This is a genomic window from Shewanella litoralis (assembly GCF_009828585.1).
Taxonomy (GTDB): domain Bacteria; phylum Pseudomonadota; class Gammaproteobacteria; order Enterobacterales; family Shewanellaceae; genus Shewanella; species Shewanella litoralis.
This window is the reverse complement of sequence record NZ_WSRZ01000042.1, coordinates 1-17209: the sequence shown is the minus strand read 5'-3', so window position 1 is coordinate 17209 and position 17209 is coordinate 1. Positions and strand designations below refer to the sequence as shown.

General features: G+C 42.1%; 9 protein-coding genes and 1 pseudogene. 6 read left to right on the top strand and 4 right to left on the bottom strand.

All coding sequences use genetic code 11. From position 1 onward, the window contains the following. The first annotated feature begins 244 nt into the window (after window positions 1-244). Genes GQA99_RS19685 through GQA99_RS19675 form a run of 3 tightly spaced genes read left to right on the top strand, consistent with a single transcriptional unit; the run spans window position 245 to window position 5366 of the window. Window positions 245-682: a response regulator gene (locus GQA99_RS19685; RefSeq protein WP_160056849.1), complete on the top strand. Its 438-nt coding sequence runs from the start codon at window positions 245-247 to the stop codon at window positions 680-682. Further along, entirely contained in the window at window positions 675-2420 is a 1746-nt protein-coding gene (locus GQA99_RS19680) for a putative bifunctional diguanylate cyclase/phosphodiesterase (RefSeq protein WP_160056847.1), read from the top strand. Before GQA99_RS19685 ends, GQA99_RS19680 begins: the two co-directional genes overlap by 8 nt. 45 nt (window positions 2421-2465) lie before the next feature. Continuing rightward, window positions 2466-5366 (top strand): PAS domain-containing sensor histidine kinase, encoded by a 2901-nt coding sequence (locus GQA99_RS19675; protein ID WP_160056845.1) that lies wholly within the window; start codon window positions 2466-2468, stop codon window positions 5364-5366. A gap of 13 nt (window positions 5367-5379) precedes the next feature. Here GQA99_RS19675 and GQA99_RS19670 read toward each other — a convergent pair whose 3' ends face one another. The 3 genes from GQA99_RS19670 to GQA99_RS19660 are packed head-to-tail and all read right to left on the bottom strand — an operon-like array spanning window position 5380 to window position 10029. Next, on the bottom strand, window positions 5380-7422 hold the full coding sequence (locus GQA99_RS19670) for a bifunctional diguanylate cyclase/phosphodiesterase (RefSeq protein WP_160056843.1): 2043 nt from the start codon (window positions 7420-7422) through the stop codon (window positions 5380-5382). 4 nt (window positions 7423-7426) lie between these two features. Then, window positions 7427-7948, bottom strand: a complete 522-nt coding sequence (locus GQA99_RS19665; protein WP_308426346.1) for a YfiR family protein — start codon at window positions 7946-7948, stop codon at window positions 7427-7429. 17 nt (window positions 7949-7965) lie between these two features. Next, window positions 7966-10029 (bottom strand): TonB-dependent receptor plug domain-containing protein, encoded by a 2064-nt coding sequence (locus tag GQA99_RS19660; RefSeq protein ID WP_229785975.1) that lies wholly within the window; start codon window positions 10027-10029, stop codon window positions 7966-7968. A gap of 587 nt (window positions 10030-10616) precedes the next feature. On the opposite strand from GQA99_RS19660, the gene GQA99_RS19655 reads away from it, so the two are divergent. Both GQA99_RS19655 and GQA99_RS19650 read left to right on the top strand, forming a co-directional pair. After that, window positions 10617-13202, top strand: coding sequence for an acylase (locus GQA99_RS19655; protein WP_160056837.1), 2586 nt, complete (start codon window positions 10617-10619; stop codon window positions 13200-13202). 229 nt (window positions 13203-13431) lie between these two features. Beyond that, entirely contained in the window at window positions 13432-14901 is a 1470-nt protein-coding gene (locus GQA99_RS19650; RefSeq protein WP_160056835.1) for a carbon starvation CstA family protein, read from the top strand. An 82-nt stretch (window positions 14902-14983) separates the two neighbouring features. Here the strand turns inward: GQA99_RS19650 and GQA99_RS19645 are convergent, their stop codons facing one another. Beyond that, the gene (locus GQA99_RS19645; RefSeq protein WP_160056833.1) at window positions 14984-16198 is read right to left on the bottom strand and encodes a 4Fe-4S binding protein; all 1215 of its coding nucleotides are present in this window, start codon (window positions 16196-16198) and stop codon (window positions 14984-14986) included. A 244-nt stretch (window positions 16199-16442) separates the two neighbouring features. Here GQA99_RS19645 and GQA99_RS19640 point away from each other — a divergent pair. Further along, window positions 16443-17096, top strand: a pseudogene (locus tag GQA99_RS19640) (DUF2817 domain-containing protein); the annotation flags it as partial. Between the last annotated feature and the right edge of the window lie 113 nt (window positions 17097-17209).

Genomic DNA, 17209 nt, shown 5'->3' with positions numbered 1-17209 from the left:
GTGAAGGCTTCAAGGTACATAATTTACTCTCCTAAAAGAGAGTATAAGATCACAGCTAAGCCAAGGCGTCAAACAGATTGTGTATCAATTTCATCAGCTCAAAAAACGTTCACGATCTCACCCTGGGTTGACGTCACCTTTATTGGCTGTGAGTAAAGCAATACTGTAATTGGATTGCTCTAGTGATAGATATTTTTCTAGAGCACGTCGTTACTGAGTTAATTTCAAGGATTGAGAGCTGCTTATGAATGGAACTGAATTACAACATAAACAGGTGACTATATTCATCATTGACGACGATGATGTCGATGTTTTAGGGATAGAAAGAGCCCTCAAAAAACTAAAAATTGCAAATCCAACTATTCGAGCTAGAGACGGTATCGAAGCGCTTGATTTACTGCATAGAAATGCGATCCCCAAACCTTTCATTATACTACTTGATATCAACATGCCCCGTATGGGCGGCATCGACTTTTTAAAAATAATTCGCGCCGATGACACACTCTCCGATAGCGTGGTGTTTATGCTAACCACGTCGAGTGATGATCAAGATAAAACCCTCGCTTATAAAAAAAATGTTGCGGGTTACATGGTTAAAAAACAAGTTGGTGAGTCATTTTTAAATATCGTGAGTATGCTAGGCCACTATTGGCGCGTAGTGGAGTTACCAGTGCATGAATAATACGAATACGGCTGCCAACCTTGAACAACCTATTACATTATTAATTATCGATGATGACTCCGTCGACAGAAAATCGATTCGGCGCGCGCTCATGTCGAGCCACCGCCCTATTTTTATCATTGAAGCACAAACGGGTGAAGAAGGAATACACCAGTATGACAATAATATGGTCGACGTATTATTAATTGACTACCGCTTACCTGATATTGATGGTTTAGCATTAATTAAAAAACTATTAATACGTAAAAAAAATGATGCAACCATTATTATGGTGAGTCAGCATGAAGACGAGATCTTGTCCTTAAATGCGCTTAATGTAGGGGCACACGATTTTATATTAAAAACAGAAGTGAATGCTGAACGGTTAAATCGGACCATTCGCCAGGCACAACACCGTCAGTTTCTTGAGGGGGTAGTGCGTGAAAAAAACAATGCTTTAGAATGGCTGGCTAAAAGGGATTCACTTACTCAACTAATCAACCGGTATACGTTTGAGAAGACCCTCAAAGATGCTTGTGACAGAGTGCTGTTTACGTCCTCAAATATCGCGCTATTCTTTATTGATTTAGACAATTTTAAAAAAGTGAATGACTTTTTAGGCCATACGGTTGGTGATAAATTATTGCAAACTGTAGCCGCTAGATTGACCTCGGTGGTTAGCGAAGGTGATTGTTTAGCAAGGCTTGGTGGTGATGAGTTTGTTATTTTGGCTCAAGGCATCAATGATGAAAAGCAGACTAAAATCATCGCTAATAATGTGATACAAGCACTGAGTAGCCCCTTACAAGTTGGCAATCATTGTTTTTCGGTTACGGCGAGTATTGGGGTATCAATGCTGGGACAATTTGCCGATAGCCCTGAAACAATGATGAAGTGTGCAGATATTGCCATGTACAAAGCCAAGCAAACTGGTCGCAATAAAGTGTGTTTGTATAACGGCAGCCTGCACCAAGAAACACAGAAAAAAGCCCTCCTTGAACAAGATATTCATCAAGCACTTGCATTAAATCAGTTTACAGTACATTACCAACCACAAATATGTGCAAGAACACTAAAGGTGAAAGGGGTTGAAGCGTTAGTGCGTTGGCAACATCCTACTCAAGGTATGCTCAGTCCGATTATGTTCCTTGAGTTAGCCGAAGAGTTGAATCTTATTGGCGATATTGGTCAGTGGGTTCTCCATAGCGCCTGTCATCAATTAAAGCATTGGCAGCGTCAATATCACCTCAATGATGACCTGTTAAGCATGTCTGTCAATTTATCGACTTTCCAACTGCAAGATATTAATTTGCTCAGCCTTGTGTCAGATGCGCTTGCGTCTTGTGATTTATCGCCAAGTTGTTTGGAATTAGAAATCACTGAGAGTTCGATTATACATAGTCCAGAAAACATTGTAGAACGACTCAACGAGCTTACTCAACAAGGGGTTAAATTATCCTTAGATGACTTTGGTACAGGTTACTCATCGATTAAACACCTACATCTCTTTCCCATCCATTCATTAAAAGTCGACAAAAGTTTTATTGCTGCTTATAAGCAAAAAAAATCTCAAGATAAAGTGCTTGAGGCCATGATTAAATTTGCTAAATATTTGGGGTTATCTGTTATTGCTGAAGGGGTTGAAACCGCTGAACAGCTTGCGTTTTGTCAGGCTCAGGGATGCGATTTAATACAAGGCTATTATTATTCGAAACCAATTAGTGCCATTGATTTTGAAGCTAAATACTTAATTAAATAACAGAGTGGTTTACATGCTTTTTTACTAAAACTCGTTGAGATTAATATGTTAAAGCACTTTACGTTACTGCCAAATTTTAAATTGCATTCACTATCGGTGATTCTGTTTGTAGCCATTATGTTTATGTTGGTGTTGTGCCATGTTGTCTATTGGCATCAAATGGACATTATCAAAAATGATCTCGATGTGGTGTCTCATGCTAAAGCCAATTTATTAGGCGAACATATTGAGCATTTAAAGCGTGAAGCGTTATTTTTTTCTAATCTGGCCGATGCTAAAGCCATTGCAGACTTAAGCCAAACACCACTGGTTGAGAACGAGCAGCAAGTGCAATTACAGTATCATATGGATGCGTTAACAGATGTGTTTACGCATTATATGCACAGTATTCCAAATCTAAATCAACTGCGTTATATCGATAATCAAAGTGGGTTTGAAAAAATTAGGCTTGAACGCCATAAAGGGCAATTACTCAATATCCCTCCTAAATCGTTACAACAAAAAAACACCAGAGATTATTTTATTCAAACTACTAAATTGAATGAAGGTGAGGTGTATGTGTCTCCCATTAATTTGAATCATGAAAATGGCACTCTATCATTTCCGTATTTACCCGTTATCCGTGTGAGCACACTCGTCAGAGGAAACACAAATCAATCTCCTCAAGGGCAGATAGTTATCAATGTATTAGCTGAATCATTATTTAGTCGTTTAGCCATTGATTCGGTTTATTTTGATGCAAATATCTACATGTATCTCATCAATGATGAAGGGGATTTTTTATTTCACCCCGATAACAGTAAAACTTTTGGCTTTAACCACGGACAACGATATACCTTTGAAGGAGAATTCCAACGTGTTTGCGAAGACATATATGCCTCTCATGACGACACATCATTCTTGAGTTGGTTAACGGTATCTTTAGTATCGAAAGCTAACATTTATCTTGATGATCAGCAGCGGCGACAAGTCGTGGTCATTGCAATGGCTAACAATGATGAAGCGAAGAAACAAACCCTGTTAGTTGTGTTTTGGTATTGGGTCGTTATTGGAATACTGATACTGATTTTTAATAACATCAGAAAAAATATTGAGCTTAACGCAAAGCAATCACACCTCGATACCGTGGTGACAATGGAGCAAGAGCTAAACGCGATTTTAAGCCATGCTCCCAGTGGGATTATGGTGGTAAATCGCCAAGGCATTGTCACATTAGCGAATACTCAAATAGGCCAAATCTTTGGCTATCCACAAACAGAATTAATTGGTCGTTCTATGGCGGTATTATTGCCCGCTAGGTTTTGCCGTATGCACCCCGATTTTATGGCAATGTTCTTTGCCGCGCCCGAAGTTAAATTGATGGGCGGAGGGCGAGAGGTCTATGGTTTGCACCAAACGGGTATCGAAATACCACTTGAGATAGGCCTTAATGTGATTGAGTATAAAGGCGAAGTACAAGCCATTTGTAGCGTGGTTGATGTATCGTTAAGAAAGCAGTTTGAGCATTTGTTTGAGCGTGTGGTAGACACATTACCTAGTGCGGTTTTATTAGTGGATTACGACGGAGTGATAGAGCTTGTTAATAAAGAAACTGAAACACTATTTGGCTATTCTCGAAGTGAATTATTAGGGTTAAGTATAGATAAGCTCGTGCCCGAGTCCTTTCGTGAGCAACATTTAACATGGCGAAAATCATTTTTTAGTGCGACAGAGGACTCGGTCGATAATGAGCGACATGATATTTGTGGTTTGTGTAAAAACGGTAGTGTGTTTCCTCTGTCTATAGGCTTGTGTACGTTAGAAACTCATAAAGGTAAACAGCTACTGTTATCCATCATTGATTTAACTGAGCGTGAACGTAAAAATCAAGCGCTTAATAAGCTTAAGGATACACTCGATCGAACCAGTAAAATGGCCGGTATAGGTGGTTGGGAACTTGACCTTATAACCCAAACCTTGTTTTATTCAGAAGAAACATATCGCATTTATGGTTTACCAGCAGGCTCAACATTAACCGTTGAGCAAGCTATTGATTTTTATACTCCAGAATCACAACCTATTATTCGTCAAACATTGGCTGAAGCTATTGAAACGGGCAAAACATGGGATGTTGAAGTGCGCTTTATCAATGCCAAAGGCAAGATGATTTGGGTAAGAGTGATGGGCACTATTGAATATTGCAACGGTATTGCAGTTAAGCTGGCAGGCACGATACAAGATATATCGGAACGTAAATACTACCTTGAAGAGTTGTCTAGAAGTAACGCCGAATTACACAACTTTGCCTATGTTGCTTCTCACGATCTTAAATCACCTTTACGTGGTATCGATCAATTAGCCAGTTGGTTAGAAGAAGACTTAAAAGGCAAACTGACCGACGAAGATGCTGAACATTTACGATTAATGCGAGGACGGATTAACCGCATGGAGAAATTACTCGATGACCTGCTTGCCTATTCAAGAGCGGGTAAAAAAGGTGATGTTATTCATAAGGTCAATATTAAAGAAGTTGTTGAAAATGTGTTTGACCTGTGCAATACCCAAAATAGCTTTTCGTTAGTGTTCAACTCAACGGTCGAGAGTATCACTACCGCGATTGTGCCGTTAGAGCAAGTGCTGCGTAATTTAATCAATAATGCCATCAAACATCACGATTCTGGTCAAGGCACTGTGTGGGTTTCTGTGGTGGCGAATGAGCGATTTTATACTTTTTTGGTGTCAGACGACGGCCCTGGGATCCCGGAGCAGTATTCTGAAAAAGTCTTTACGATGTTTACTACTTTAAAACCTCGTGACGAAGTGGAAGGCAGTGGGATGGGGTTAGCTATTGTGAAGAAAATAGTCATTGCTATGGGCGGGGACATCCGTCTTGAAGTCATTCAGGGTAAAGGGGCCAGCTTTAGCTTTACCTGGCCCATTGATATCGATAGTGATATGCACGATTAAAACTAAGGATGGGTTAGCTCACTTTAGAGTTTAAAGGGGTAATGTATAACTGGGTAAACTGGTCGCTCGGCATAGGTTTAGCGAATAAATACCCTTGTAAATAATCACAGGATAGCTGTTGGAGTAATAGATGTTGTCCTGTGGTTTCAACGCCTTCAGCTACCACTTTTACCTTTAAGTGGCGGGCCATGGTAATAATGGCTCTTACTAACGCAATGCTGCTTTCGTTGGTTTCCATGTGTTGTATAAAGGAGCGGTCAATTTTTAAAATATCGATATCCAGGCGTTGTAAGTAGGCTAAAGATGAATAACCTACGCCAAAGTCGTCAATGGCAATGTCGATACCACTGTCACTTAATCGGTGCAGTTGTTGTTGGATGGGGGATTCAGGGTCCATCAAGGTGTTTTCAGTGACTTCAATAATAATAGTGTCTCTTGGTAAACCACTTTTATTGCAAGCCACAATCCAATCGTCTACCCACAGGCCTGCACGATCAAATTGCAGTGGTGAACAGTTAACGCTCACTTGCATGACTTTTCCGGTTAATCTAAACCAGTGAGCGGCATCTTTAATGGCTTGATCTCGCACCCAATTGCCAATCTGTTCAATTAAACCATTTTGCTCGGCAATAACAATAAATTCGTTAGGGCCGACCAGTCCGTGTTGCGGGTGTTTCCAACGGATCAGCGCTTCTGCTTTTGTGACATTAACACCATCAATATCAAAAATCGGTTGGTAGTACAGTGTAAATTGATCTTCTTTAAGCGCGATGCGGATTTCTTCAATGATCCGTCGCTTCTCTATTGCTTGTTCTTCAATCGCATAGGAGAAAAATTCGTAACGATTTCGCCCTTTGCTTTTTGACAAGTACATGGCCTGGTCGGCATGCTTGACTAGGTCTTCAACACTGCGCCCGTCAGCGGGGTAAAAGGTTAACCCGATACTGCCTGTTACATGCACTTGTGCACCATTAATGGTGATGCACTGCATCAGGCTGTTTTTGACTTTTTGTGCTATTTCACTGGCACGCTCTACATCGTTTACGCCTTCAAGTATCAAGGTAAACTCATCGCCGCCCAGCCTTGCAACCATATCATTAGCACGCACACAATGCTGCAAGCGCTTAGCGACTTGATGCAGCAACAAGTCGCCATAGTCGTGGCCTAGGGTGTCATTGACTTCTTTAAAGCCGTCTAAATCGATAAAGATTAATGCAAATTGCATGTTATTAATGTCAATTAACGACTGCAGTTTTTTATAGAAGTAACGCCGATTCGGTAGGTTGGTTAACCCGTCCTGGTAAGCAAACTCGTGTAATTGACTATTGGCATTTTCAAGCTCTTTGGTACGCAGTTTTACCTGGCTTTCGAGTAATGCTTCACGCTGTTCGATGGTGTCTAACATACTATTAAAGCATGTTGTCAGTTGGCCTATTTCATCTTTAGATTGTTCTTTAGCACGTAAGGTATAGTCATTTGATGTAGTGATTTTTTCCGAAATTTCTGAAAGATAAAGAATAGGGCTTAAAAAAATGCGTCGTAAAAATAATGACAAAAATAAACTGACAGCGAAGGTTGAAAGTAATAGCAACAATAAAAATTTGCCATAAAATTGGATTCTGTCGTTGATATAGCTGTCATCGGCAATGATGATTAATTCACCGTAGCCCAGCTCATCCAGTGTCAGGGGGGTGGTTATGTTGGTGAGGTTATTGGTTTCCTTTAAGCTTGCTAGATCAACATTATTTGCGGTCGATTTGGCCAAGATTTTACCATCGACATTTGTGACAGTAACAGAAAGAATATCAGCGCGAGATAATACCGGTTTGATAAGCTCATTTATGGTGTCCTGGTCGTCAAACAATAATGCTGCGGTGATGTTGGGCGACAACATATTCGATACGCTTTGTAGGCTTTCAATTTGCTCACGCTTTGCTGAGCTGAGTTCATAAGCACTAAATACCATGGCGACAGACACGGTAGAGACAATCGCAACGCTCATTAAAATCAATAGTAATTTTTTACTGATTGTATTGATACTCAGAAATGAATTCATCAGGCTATTGCTCCACAACTCGGCCCAGGCGCAGCACTTTTGAGCTCATGGTGATGTTAGCGGATGTGAGCTTTTTGGGTGACACTTCAAAGCGCACTTTACCGCCGGATAAAAAGAAGCGGATCTGCCCTCCTTGAGCGATAAAGTCTTCAGTTTCTCCTACGATCATGATGTTGTTTAATGGAACTAAAGAAGCATTAAGCCATTGATTTATAGTGTCTGAGGTAATAAACAGCACTTGGCACTGACTGATATCGGTATCTGTGATTGATACTGTTCGTGTCACAATAGGTAAGTGATTGACTTTTCTGTTAGATAAAACTGTACTCGCCACCTCAATAAAACTGTTATCTGGGCTGCAAAGCACAAATTTATCGAGTGCGGGCGTTGTCACTGTCCATTCGCTGTAACGAGCAAAATTAAACAAAAATCCTGCTTTGAGAGCATACTCGGTTTCAATCGCACTCACGCTTTGGCTGGTAGTCAGCAAAAACGGTAGCATTAAACCGAATAAAACTCGTTTCATCGTGAACATTGAGTGAGTTAAAACTTCGCTGTTAATGTGAAAGTAACACTTTCATCGATGTAATTGGGTAAGGTAAATGTTTCTCTGGTATTGTTGTATTCGATGTGCGAGCTCGCAAATAAGTTTTTCCCCATCACAGCCGCTGACCAATTTGGGTGAAATGCCCATTGCCATGTTAAGTCTAATACCGTGTAGTTATCTGTGTCATAGGCATCACTGTTTTCGACTCGCAATGAGGCAAATAAACGATGGTCCTCAAACAGTTGTATATCCGTTTTAGCAAAAAGTTGGCGACTAGTTGAGTCATACCCAATCGCTTCAAAGGTGTTTTCTGCCAGGTCATAATCGAACGTATTGTAGCTGTAGCCTAATTCTGCGTTAAAAGTATCAGTGGGTTGCCAGGTTAGAATAATATCTCCACCATTAGTGGTGAGTTCGGCGTTCGATACTAAATCAAAGTTTATTGATGTGCTGGCTAAGGTTTGCATTGCCAGTTCAATTTCGCCCTGTTGTAATAGGGCAAAAATAGGCAGAAATTGCTCGGTGTTGGCGTCTACTTCAACCGCTAAAACGTCGCTCACCTTAGTATGATAAACCGATAAATCAACGGCCCAGTCGCCTTGAGATAAACGATAACCAAATTCGTATGATGTTGACTCTTCAGACTTTACGTTGTTATTACCGTTTAGGTATGTCCTGATGTAATAAGTGTCTATCATGTCAATACCAGTGGTAATGGGCGACACTTCTTCAACACGTTGGCCGTCAATCGTAAAGTCGTCGTTAAATTCGATTAACGAGGGCACACGGACGCTTTTAGATACTGATGTCCATAACACATGATTGTTTTGCGGTTTCCAAACGAGTCTGGCTAATGGTTGGTTTTCCCAACCCGTTAAATCGTTGTGTTCAACTTTTGTTCCTACAATGATATCTAGCTCGTCAGCGATTAAGCTGTACTGCCCCTGAACTAATGCGCCATATTGATGCAAAGTATTGTAGCCGCCATCGCTGCGTACAAAAGTACTTTCAGCAAAAGAGATATCGTTATAGCGATAGTTAAGACCCCAATCTAACTTTAAATCTTGATATAAAAAGTTCATTTGGTAATCAATATCAAACGATTCAAAATGTTCTTGGAGGTATGTTTGGCTACCTGTTTGTTTTAACCAGGAGGTTTGCAACATTTGATTGGCATTCGATGAAATACGATTTTCAACCCTTGCCATAATGCGCGAGTCGGTGCGATCTAAGCTGTCGGTAAAAGGCACATTGCGATTGGTTTCATCAATCACACCACGAAAGTTTTGCCCTAATGTAGACTGGGTGATGTCGCCTTGTATTAGCCCTGACCACTCATCGTTAGGAGTAAAGTCAAATCGAGCACCAGCGGACTGTTGTTCAGTATAGTCGTCGGGTTCAAGCAATATCCCTTTGTCTGACTCATCACCATCTCTTACATGGCCGTAAACCCGAAAACTGCCCTGATTACCCATATCACCACCGTAGCGCAAATTAGCATCATGATTGATTTGGCTGCCACTGCTTACATCTGCATAGACCCCACGGGTATCGATACTGTTTTTAGTGATGATGTTAATTACGCCATTGCTGGCATTGCTGCCCCATAATAAACCGCCTTGACCACGTATGACTTCAATGCGTTCAATGTCATACAGCGGCACATTTAAGGTTTCCCAGTAAACGGCAGCAAACTTAGGGGTATAAAAGCTTTGCCCATCGATCATGACTAATAATTTGGCTGAAAAACGAGATGCCACGCCGCGGGAGGTTATCGCCCATTGGTTATTATCAAGCTGCCTAACAGCAAGACCTGGCACCATTTTTAAGGCTTCAGGGATAGAGGTTGCACCAGAGCGGGTAATTTGTTCTTTGGTTAACACATAGATTGAAGAGGCTGTATCGAATGCCGATTGAGCTCTTTTCATAGCTGAAGTGACTTGTACGTCCATCGCCATGAGTGAGTCTAGATCTAAGTCAAGATCACTCAGTGGTTCCTCTGCGATGACGTAAGGAGAAACCAGCAAAGTGCCAAGCAATAATCTTTTTACAATCTTCAATGTCATACCCTTTATGCAAAGCCTGATTGAATCGCATCAACAGGAGGCGTAAATGTTAATCAATAATGTGCCGAATTTGGATTCAGTCGCGTTGTCTGGTTACAGAAATAAACGACCCATTTTATTGTTATATTCAGTTAATCATGCGGTGTTTATGTACGCATTGTATCAGCTAACGTTATAAAACTAGAGAGTAAGCTTGATTATAATCTTACCTTTAATCTACTTTTCAATGACTTTTTATCTACATTGTGAATTTACGCTCTATTAATGGCGATGTATTGCCATTTTGACCGACTAGAAGTTGGCGTTAACCACATTAATGAAATTGTATGTAAATGTGTTAACAAGTAGACATGTGTATGAATGATTGCTTAAATATCTTATACCCAAATAACCTGAAGATGCTCTGAAACACGTCTCTTCAAGTTGTCTGGGTATATATGTCTTTGTTGTATTTATGTGGCGATTTGAGGTGCGGTGACTGGGGTTATTCGCGCTAAAGTTGATATAAATTGAGGCATAAAGGATGAAATACCTCACCCAGATTAAGGGTAACGACAAAGGTAACAACAAGGATAATAATAATGGATTTCAACAAACTCCTGCTCGCAATGGGCGTGGCATCGACGATTTTTATCGTCGGTTGCGGCGATGACACCGATTTTAGTAAAACCACTCAACCCACCCCCGAACCTGAAGTGACACCGCTTTTACAAGCTTTTGCACCTAATGGCGCGCTTAAAGCACAGATCCGCCGTACTCAATATGGTGTGCCACACATCACCGCCGACAATTTAGAAAGTTTGGGCTTTGGTAGTGGTTATGCTCAAGCGCAAGATAATCTGTGTGTGATAGCCGATGGTTTTATTAAAGCCAACTCAGAACGTTCAATGTATTTTGGCCCACATGCGTCAATCGACTTTGCGACTGGTTTACCTACCAGTGAAGATAACGGCAATTTAATTTCTGATTTTGCCTACAAGGCATTAAAAATCAGAGCGCTTGCTGAAACGCAATACACCCAGTTTAGTTATAATTCGCGCGCGTTAATGGAAGGTTTCAGCGCCGGTTACAATCAATTTTTAGCTGACGTTGAAGCTGGCGAGCAAACCGCAGAACCTTTTTGTGCTGGCCAACCTTGGGTTAAACCCATCACTGGTGTTGATGTCGCTAACTATTTATTTTCGGTCGCGCTGCTTCCCGGTGCCGCTAACTTTTTAGATTTAATCTTTTACGCAAACCCTGGCGATGGCGAAGAATACTTACCGCGGATTATTGGTCCTGCCGGCTCATCAGTGCAAACAGCCTTTGTGAGCGACATGAACCGCAAACTCATTGCTCGAGCGGCCAATATCACCACTCCTGACACTAACCCACGTGACTTAGGTTCAAATGGTTGGGGCCTAGGCAAAGATAAAACCGAGAATGGTAAAGGCATGGTATTGGGCAATCCACATTTTCCGCATACCGGTAATTTACGTTTTTGGCAGTCGCACTTAACGATCCCGGGGCAAATTGATGTGATGGGCGGATCGCTAGTGGGCATGCCAGGTCTAGTTAATATTGGTTTTAATAACGATGTCGCCTGGACACATACCTTTTCAACGGCTGAACACTTTGTGATGTACAACCTCGAGTTGATGGCGGGCGACAGATTGCAATATATGTTCGACGGCGAAGCCATGCCAATCACTAAAGAAACCGTTTCGGTATTAGTGAATGCCGGTGCTGCGGGGATGTTAGTGGCAGAGAAAGACATTTACACCACAGCGAAAGGCCCAATGGTTGAAGCTCCGCCAGCGTTAGCGCCCTTTGGTTGGGATGACGGCCAGGCCTTTATGATCCAGGATGCCAACATGGCAAACATAGATCCACTCGACCATTGGCTAGCCATGAACCGCGCCAGCAATCTTGATGAGTTTCAGCAGGCCTTTAAAAATTACGATGGGGTGATTTTTAATAACACCATGTATGCCGACAAAGAAGGTAATGCCTTTTATATCGATGATTCAACGGTGCCGGGTTTTTCTGATTTCGTTATCGGTATCCTTAAAACCACCCCAGAGATAATTGCGGCCAAAGCCCAAGCAGGATTTACTATCTTGCCAGGCAATACCTCTACATTTAGTTTTAGCGAGCCAATGCCATATGAGCGCGCACCAAAGCTTGAGCGAACTGACTTTGTACAAAACTCCAACAACTCTTTTTGGTCAACTAACTTAGCTGAACCATTAGAGAACTTCTCGCCGTTATACGGGCCTGAACGTGCTCAATTGTCACTGCGTACTCGTATGGGGTTAACCTTAATGGAAGATGCAGCTGGCGATGATGGTAAGTTTTCTGTGGCCGAGTTAGAAAGCGCTTTATTGTCGAATCGAGCCTATTTACCCGAGTTAGTGTTAGCGGATTTACTGAGCCAATGTGCTGAACAAGGCGATACGCCCGTTGTTGTGAGCCCCACATTATCTAAAGATCTTAGTGCATCTTGCGCGGCGCTAATTGCCTGGAATGGTAAACAAGATAACGACAGTGTCGGCGGGGCGTTAATTCGCGAGTTTGCGCATCAGTTTGACCAAGACACCATGTTGACCCAAGCATTTGATTACACCAATGCCGCCACTACACCCAACACACTTGCCAGTGATGGTAGTGCGCTTGTTGCACTCGCTCATGCAGCCCTTAACCTAGAAGCCGCAGGTTTTAGTGTTGATGCAAGTCTTGGTGAAGTGCAGTTTGTTGAAAAGTCGCTACCAGATGGCACCGCATCAGAGGTTAAATTACCTTGGCCGGGCAGCCATAATGCCGAAGGCGGCTTTAATGTGTTTTCGACCAGCTTGTCGGGTGACGACACATTAATTCCGCAGCACCGTTATGCTGCGGTAATGGATGTGTTATCGGGTAAGGCTGCTGCGTCGGGATTAACCGCACAAGGTTATCAAATTCGTTATGGTTCAAGTTGGATGATGACGGTCAGCTTTACTGATGATGGTCCGGTCGCAAAAGGGTTATTGTCGTACTCACAATCGAGTAATGCATTAAGCCCAAACTTTAACGATCAAAGTGCGTTTTATTCGACTCAAAAGCAGTTACGCCCGTTGCTATTTACCGAGGCCGATATACAGGCATCGCTTGAATCGACCACAGAACTGAGCTTTCAGCGAAATGACTAGTGGTAAGACCTACTAAAAACGGCCCATGAAAAATGGGTCGTTTTTTAATGATGAACACGCCATAAGTATATGATTAAATCACATTAATACATCCAGATGACCAGGATTCATAAGCGGTTTAGCTTAGCAACCCCTACTTTGGTATAAGAAACTGCCGCTTGACCTGTACACGCAACTGCAACAAACTCGGCATTGAATATATTCTTATAATTAATGGGATGATAAAACCATGTTGATTTTCCTTATTTGTATTGCGTTGTTGCTGCTCGCATACAAGCTTTATAGCCCGTTTGTTGAAAAACAAGCCGGTATTGATCCTAACGTACAAACTCCGCAAACACGCTTTAATGATGGTGTGGATTATGTGCCAGTTCATCCTGCAAAAGCGTTTTTAATTCAGTTTTTAAACGTGGCGGGTGTCGGTCCTATTTTCGGCCCTATCCTGGGTGCTTTATATGGACCAATCGCGCTAGTATGGATTGTAATCGGTAATATTTTAGGTGGTGCAGTACACGATTACTTCTCTGGGGTAATGAGTATCAAAGAAGACGGTAAAAGTTTACCTGAAATCGCTGGACACTATTTTAATATCTACTTCAAAGCGGCAATGTTGGTGTTTACCGCGATGTTACTGTTCTTTGTTGGCGTGGTGTTCATCATGAGCCCTGCCGGGCTGTTGAGTAACCTGGATTATTTTAAAGACACTATTTTTGCTAACAACACCTTTTGGGTATTAGTCATTTTAGGTTATTACTTCTTCGCAACATTATTACCAATAGACAAGATTATCACTAAGTTATACCCATTCTTTGGCGCATTAATGATTGTGATGACCACTTCAATTGCCGTGGCATTATTGATTAACGCTCCTCAGTTACCTGAGTTTGGTGATATTTTTGCTTACTTTGACCACAGTCATTACAACAATGACTTGTTAGAGCCTAACCCTGATGGGTTACCAGTATGGCCATTACTTTTTGTTACCATTACCTGTGGTGCAATTAGTGGTTTCCACTCTACGCAAGCACCGATTATGGCGCGCTGTTTAACCAACGAAAAATACGTTCGCCCTGTATATTACGGTGCAATGGTTGCTGAAGGTATTGTGGCTTGTGTATGGGCTACTGCTGGTATTGCTGCGTTCCCTGGTGGCTATGTTGAGCTTAAGGAAATTCTTGCGCTAGGCGGCCCAGGTATGGTGGTTAACCAAGTGGCAACAACATACCTAGGTGTTGCCGGCGGTATTATGGCGATTATCGCTGTGGCTGTATTCCCAATTACTTCTGGGGATACTGCGTTTAGATCGCTTCGTCTAACCATTATTGATGCGTTTAAGATCCCACAAAGTATGACTAACCGTCTATTGGTTGCTGTACCGGTATTGATCATTGCGTACTTCATGACAAAAATTGACTTCACGCTTATCTGGCGTTACTTCGCGTTCTCAAACATGTTGTTGTCTACCAGCGTATTGTGGTTAGCGACTAAGTACCTGTTTGACCGTGGCACCATTCATTGGATTGTGAGTATCCCAGCCATTATTGGTACCTGTGTAACCGTGTCGTACATTATGACTGCCGGTATTGGTTTTGGCTTACCACAAGAGTTAAGCCAGCCTGTTGGTATTGCTGTTGGTGTAGTGTCATTCATTGGTTTGTTGATTGCACATAACAAACGTAAAGCGGCACCTGCTGCATAATCGTTTAAGCGATTGATATAACAAGGGCTGCAATCTGCAGCCCTTTTTGTTGTATTAAACTCGGTTTTTTTTACTATAAAGGTTAATGTCCGATACGATCGAGCTTTTGAATAAGCTCCATTTTAATGTTGTCAGGCGTTTGGCTGTGCCAGTATCCACCCACGTAAGCAAACAGCGGTACCATAAACATCACCGTCAATAAGATAACTAATACCCCCCTGGTAGACAGGTTGATACCGTTGCGAGTACTGAGATGTAATGCCTCTTTTTTAGGGCAGGCTGACACACAACGCATACAAGCCTGGCATTCATCTGAGCGAATATCTTTTTGAGTATGCACCGAAATATTAGCCGGACATGCTCGAGTGCATTTGTCGCATTTCATGCCTTTTGTTTCAATTAAACAATGTTTGCTGTCGCGGCGGATTTTAAACGGGCTCAAAAAGCTCACCAGGCCAAGTAGTGCACCGTAGGGGCAAATATAACGACAAAATCCCTGACGACGCCAGGCGGCTAAGGCAAAAATAACCCCAAAGCAGATTAATGCCACCATTGATGGCATGAGAAAAAAGGCGGCCATTTTGAGGTCGGCAACTTTGTGGTAATTACCTGACAAATAATGCGGAATACTGTTTGACGGCATTGAAATAACTAAAGCAAGCAATGCGATTAATAGCAGGTATTTAAGCATTCTTAATGGCCAATCTAACCATGCTGGTGGTAATAGCTCTGCCTTAATAACGCGTTTTCTGAGTTTGTAAAGATACTCTCCTGCTAATCCTAATGGGCATGCCCAACCGCAAAATGCGCGCTTACACAGCACACCAGTAAGCAATACCACACACAACATCACCACGGCGGCTGGGTGGTTTTGGTCCCACAATCCTAAGGTTAAAATAGCTTTTAACTCAATGCCGCCTGCAATCGGTAAAAAGGCATCACCCACATCAGGTCGCATTAACCAGGGCGTTTCACCGGCGTACAATAGCCCTGCGTTAATGGCGTACTGTACTCCCACTAACAGCATTGAAAGGGCAAAAAAATGTTGGCTGAACTCTCTAATGGTATTGGGTCTAGCTTCGGCTGTTGCAAAGGCGGGTCGGTATTGCCCCACAGCGGTGACAACTAAAACTGAAACTAATAAGATTAACAATAAAGGCCAAAAGAAACTCGCCAGGGTAGCGCCAACTAGTAATGTTCCGCTGACCAGAGCGCCCCATTTTTTGCCACTCCAATAAAGCAAGCTAGTGCTATAAACCAGCGCCAGCATTAAGGTGAACGATTCAATTGTGCTCATGTAAACAATCCTGTAGATGATTGGGACTCGATACATGATAAATAGTGCGTGTTATGAGTGATGTGAACTAGATCGATAAAGGCCTGATGTTTTGTAATTCTTTGATCTATATTGTTTTGTTTTATTTTTGTAAATGATGTAACTCAGTTGTTTAGCTGGGGCAAACAAGCTTATGCTTATGTCATTAAGCTGTCTTATAAGCGAGTTAACTTATCACAATTATGTCGCCAACGAATGAGAGTGAATGGGTCAGTTTTCATTTGAACATTGTTTCGAAATAGATACTTTAAAGCGTTTAATCGCCCAGCATCAGCATTTATTTCGGCATCAAACTTTGGTGGATTTGTATTATCGGGGTGAAAAACTCTCGGTAACCGCAATTGAGCTGGGTCAGCAGCAATCATCGTGTCCTACCGTATTGTTTGTCGGCGGAGTGCATGGCGTTGAGCGCATTGGTGCTCAAGTGGTATTGGCATTTTTAACCAGCTTATTAAATCGACTCCCCTGGGACACGCATTTACAACAATTATTACAGCATGTGCGCTTAGCATTTGTGCCAGTGGTCAATCCGGTGGGCTTTTTACGCGGCAGTCGTGGTAACGGTAATAACGTTGATTTAATGCGTAATGCGCCGATTGACTCTGACGAAGACGTGACATTTTTAGTCGGCGGGCAACGAATATCCCCCAAACTGCCCTGGTATCGAGGCAAAGAGGGGATGGAGGTTGAGACCGAAGCACTCGTTAACTACGTCAAGCAAATACAGCATCAAAGCAGCAGCGTGATTGCACTTGATGCTCATTCAGGTTTTGGCTTGCTAGACCATGTGTGGTTCCCCCATGCGCATACTCGCCAACCGTTTGAGGGCATGGGGTACATATATCAATTATACCAATTACATTAAATATATGATCTAATTAACCGTCATTCTCTTATTGCTATATTTATGAATAATATCAATCTTGCTGCATTAGCTAAATCTGAAAAAAGTGCTCGTAAACGTATCCGTTA

What these genes read in the sequence shown, in the direction of transcription:
- GQA99_RS19685 (WP_160056849.1), top strand. Translation starts at nt 245, where the DNA reads ATGAATGGAACTGAATTACAACATAAACAGGTGACTATATTCATCATT.
- GQA99_RS19680 (WP_160056847.1), top strand. Translation starts at nt 675, where the DNA reads ATGAATAATACGAATACGGCTGCCAACCTTGAACAACCTATTACATTA.
- GQA99_RS19675 (WP_160056845.1), top strand. Translation starts at nt 2,466, where the DNA reads ATGTTAAAGCACTTTACGTTACTGCCAAATTTTAAATTGCATTCACTA.
- GQA99_RS19670 (WP_160056843.1), bottom strand. Translation starts at nt 7,422, where the DNA reads ATGAATTCATTTCTGAGTATCAATACAATCAGTAAAAAATTACTATTG.
- GQA99_RS19665 (WP_308426346.1), bottom strand. Translation starts at nt 7,948, where the DNA reads ATGAAACGAGTTTTATTCGGTTTAATGCTACCGTTTTTGCTGACTACC.
- GQA99_RS19655 (WP_160056837.1), top strand. Translation starts at nt 10,617, where the DNA reads ATGGATTTCAACAAACTCCTGCTCGCAATGGGCGTGGCATCGACGATT.
- GQA99_RS19650 (WP_160056835.1), top strand. Translation starts at nt 13,432, where the DNA reads ATGTTGATTTTCCTTATTTGTATTGCGTTGTTGCTGCTCGCATACAAG.
- GQA99_RS19645 (WP_160056833.1), bottom strand. Translation starts at nt 16,198, where the DNA reads ATGAGCACAATTGAATCGTTCACCTTAATGCTGGCGCTGGTTTATAGC.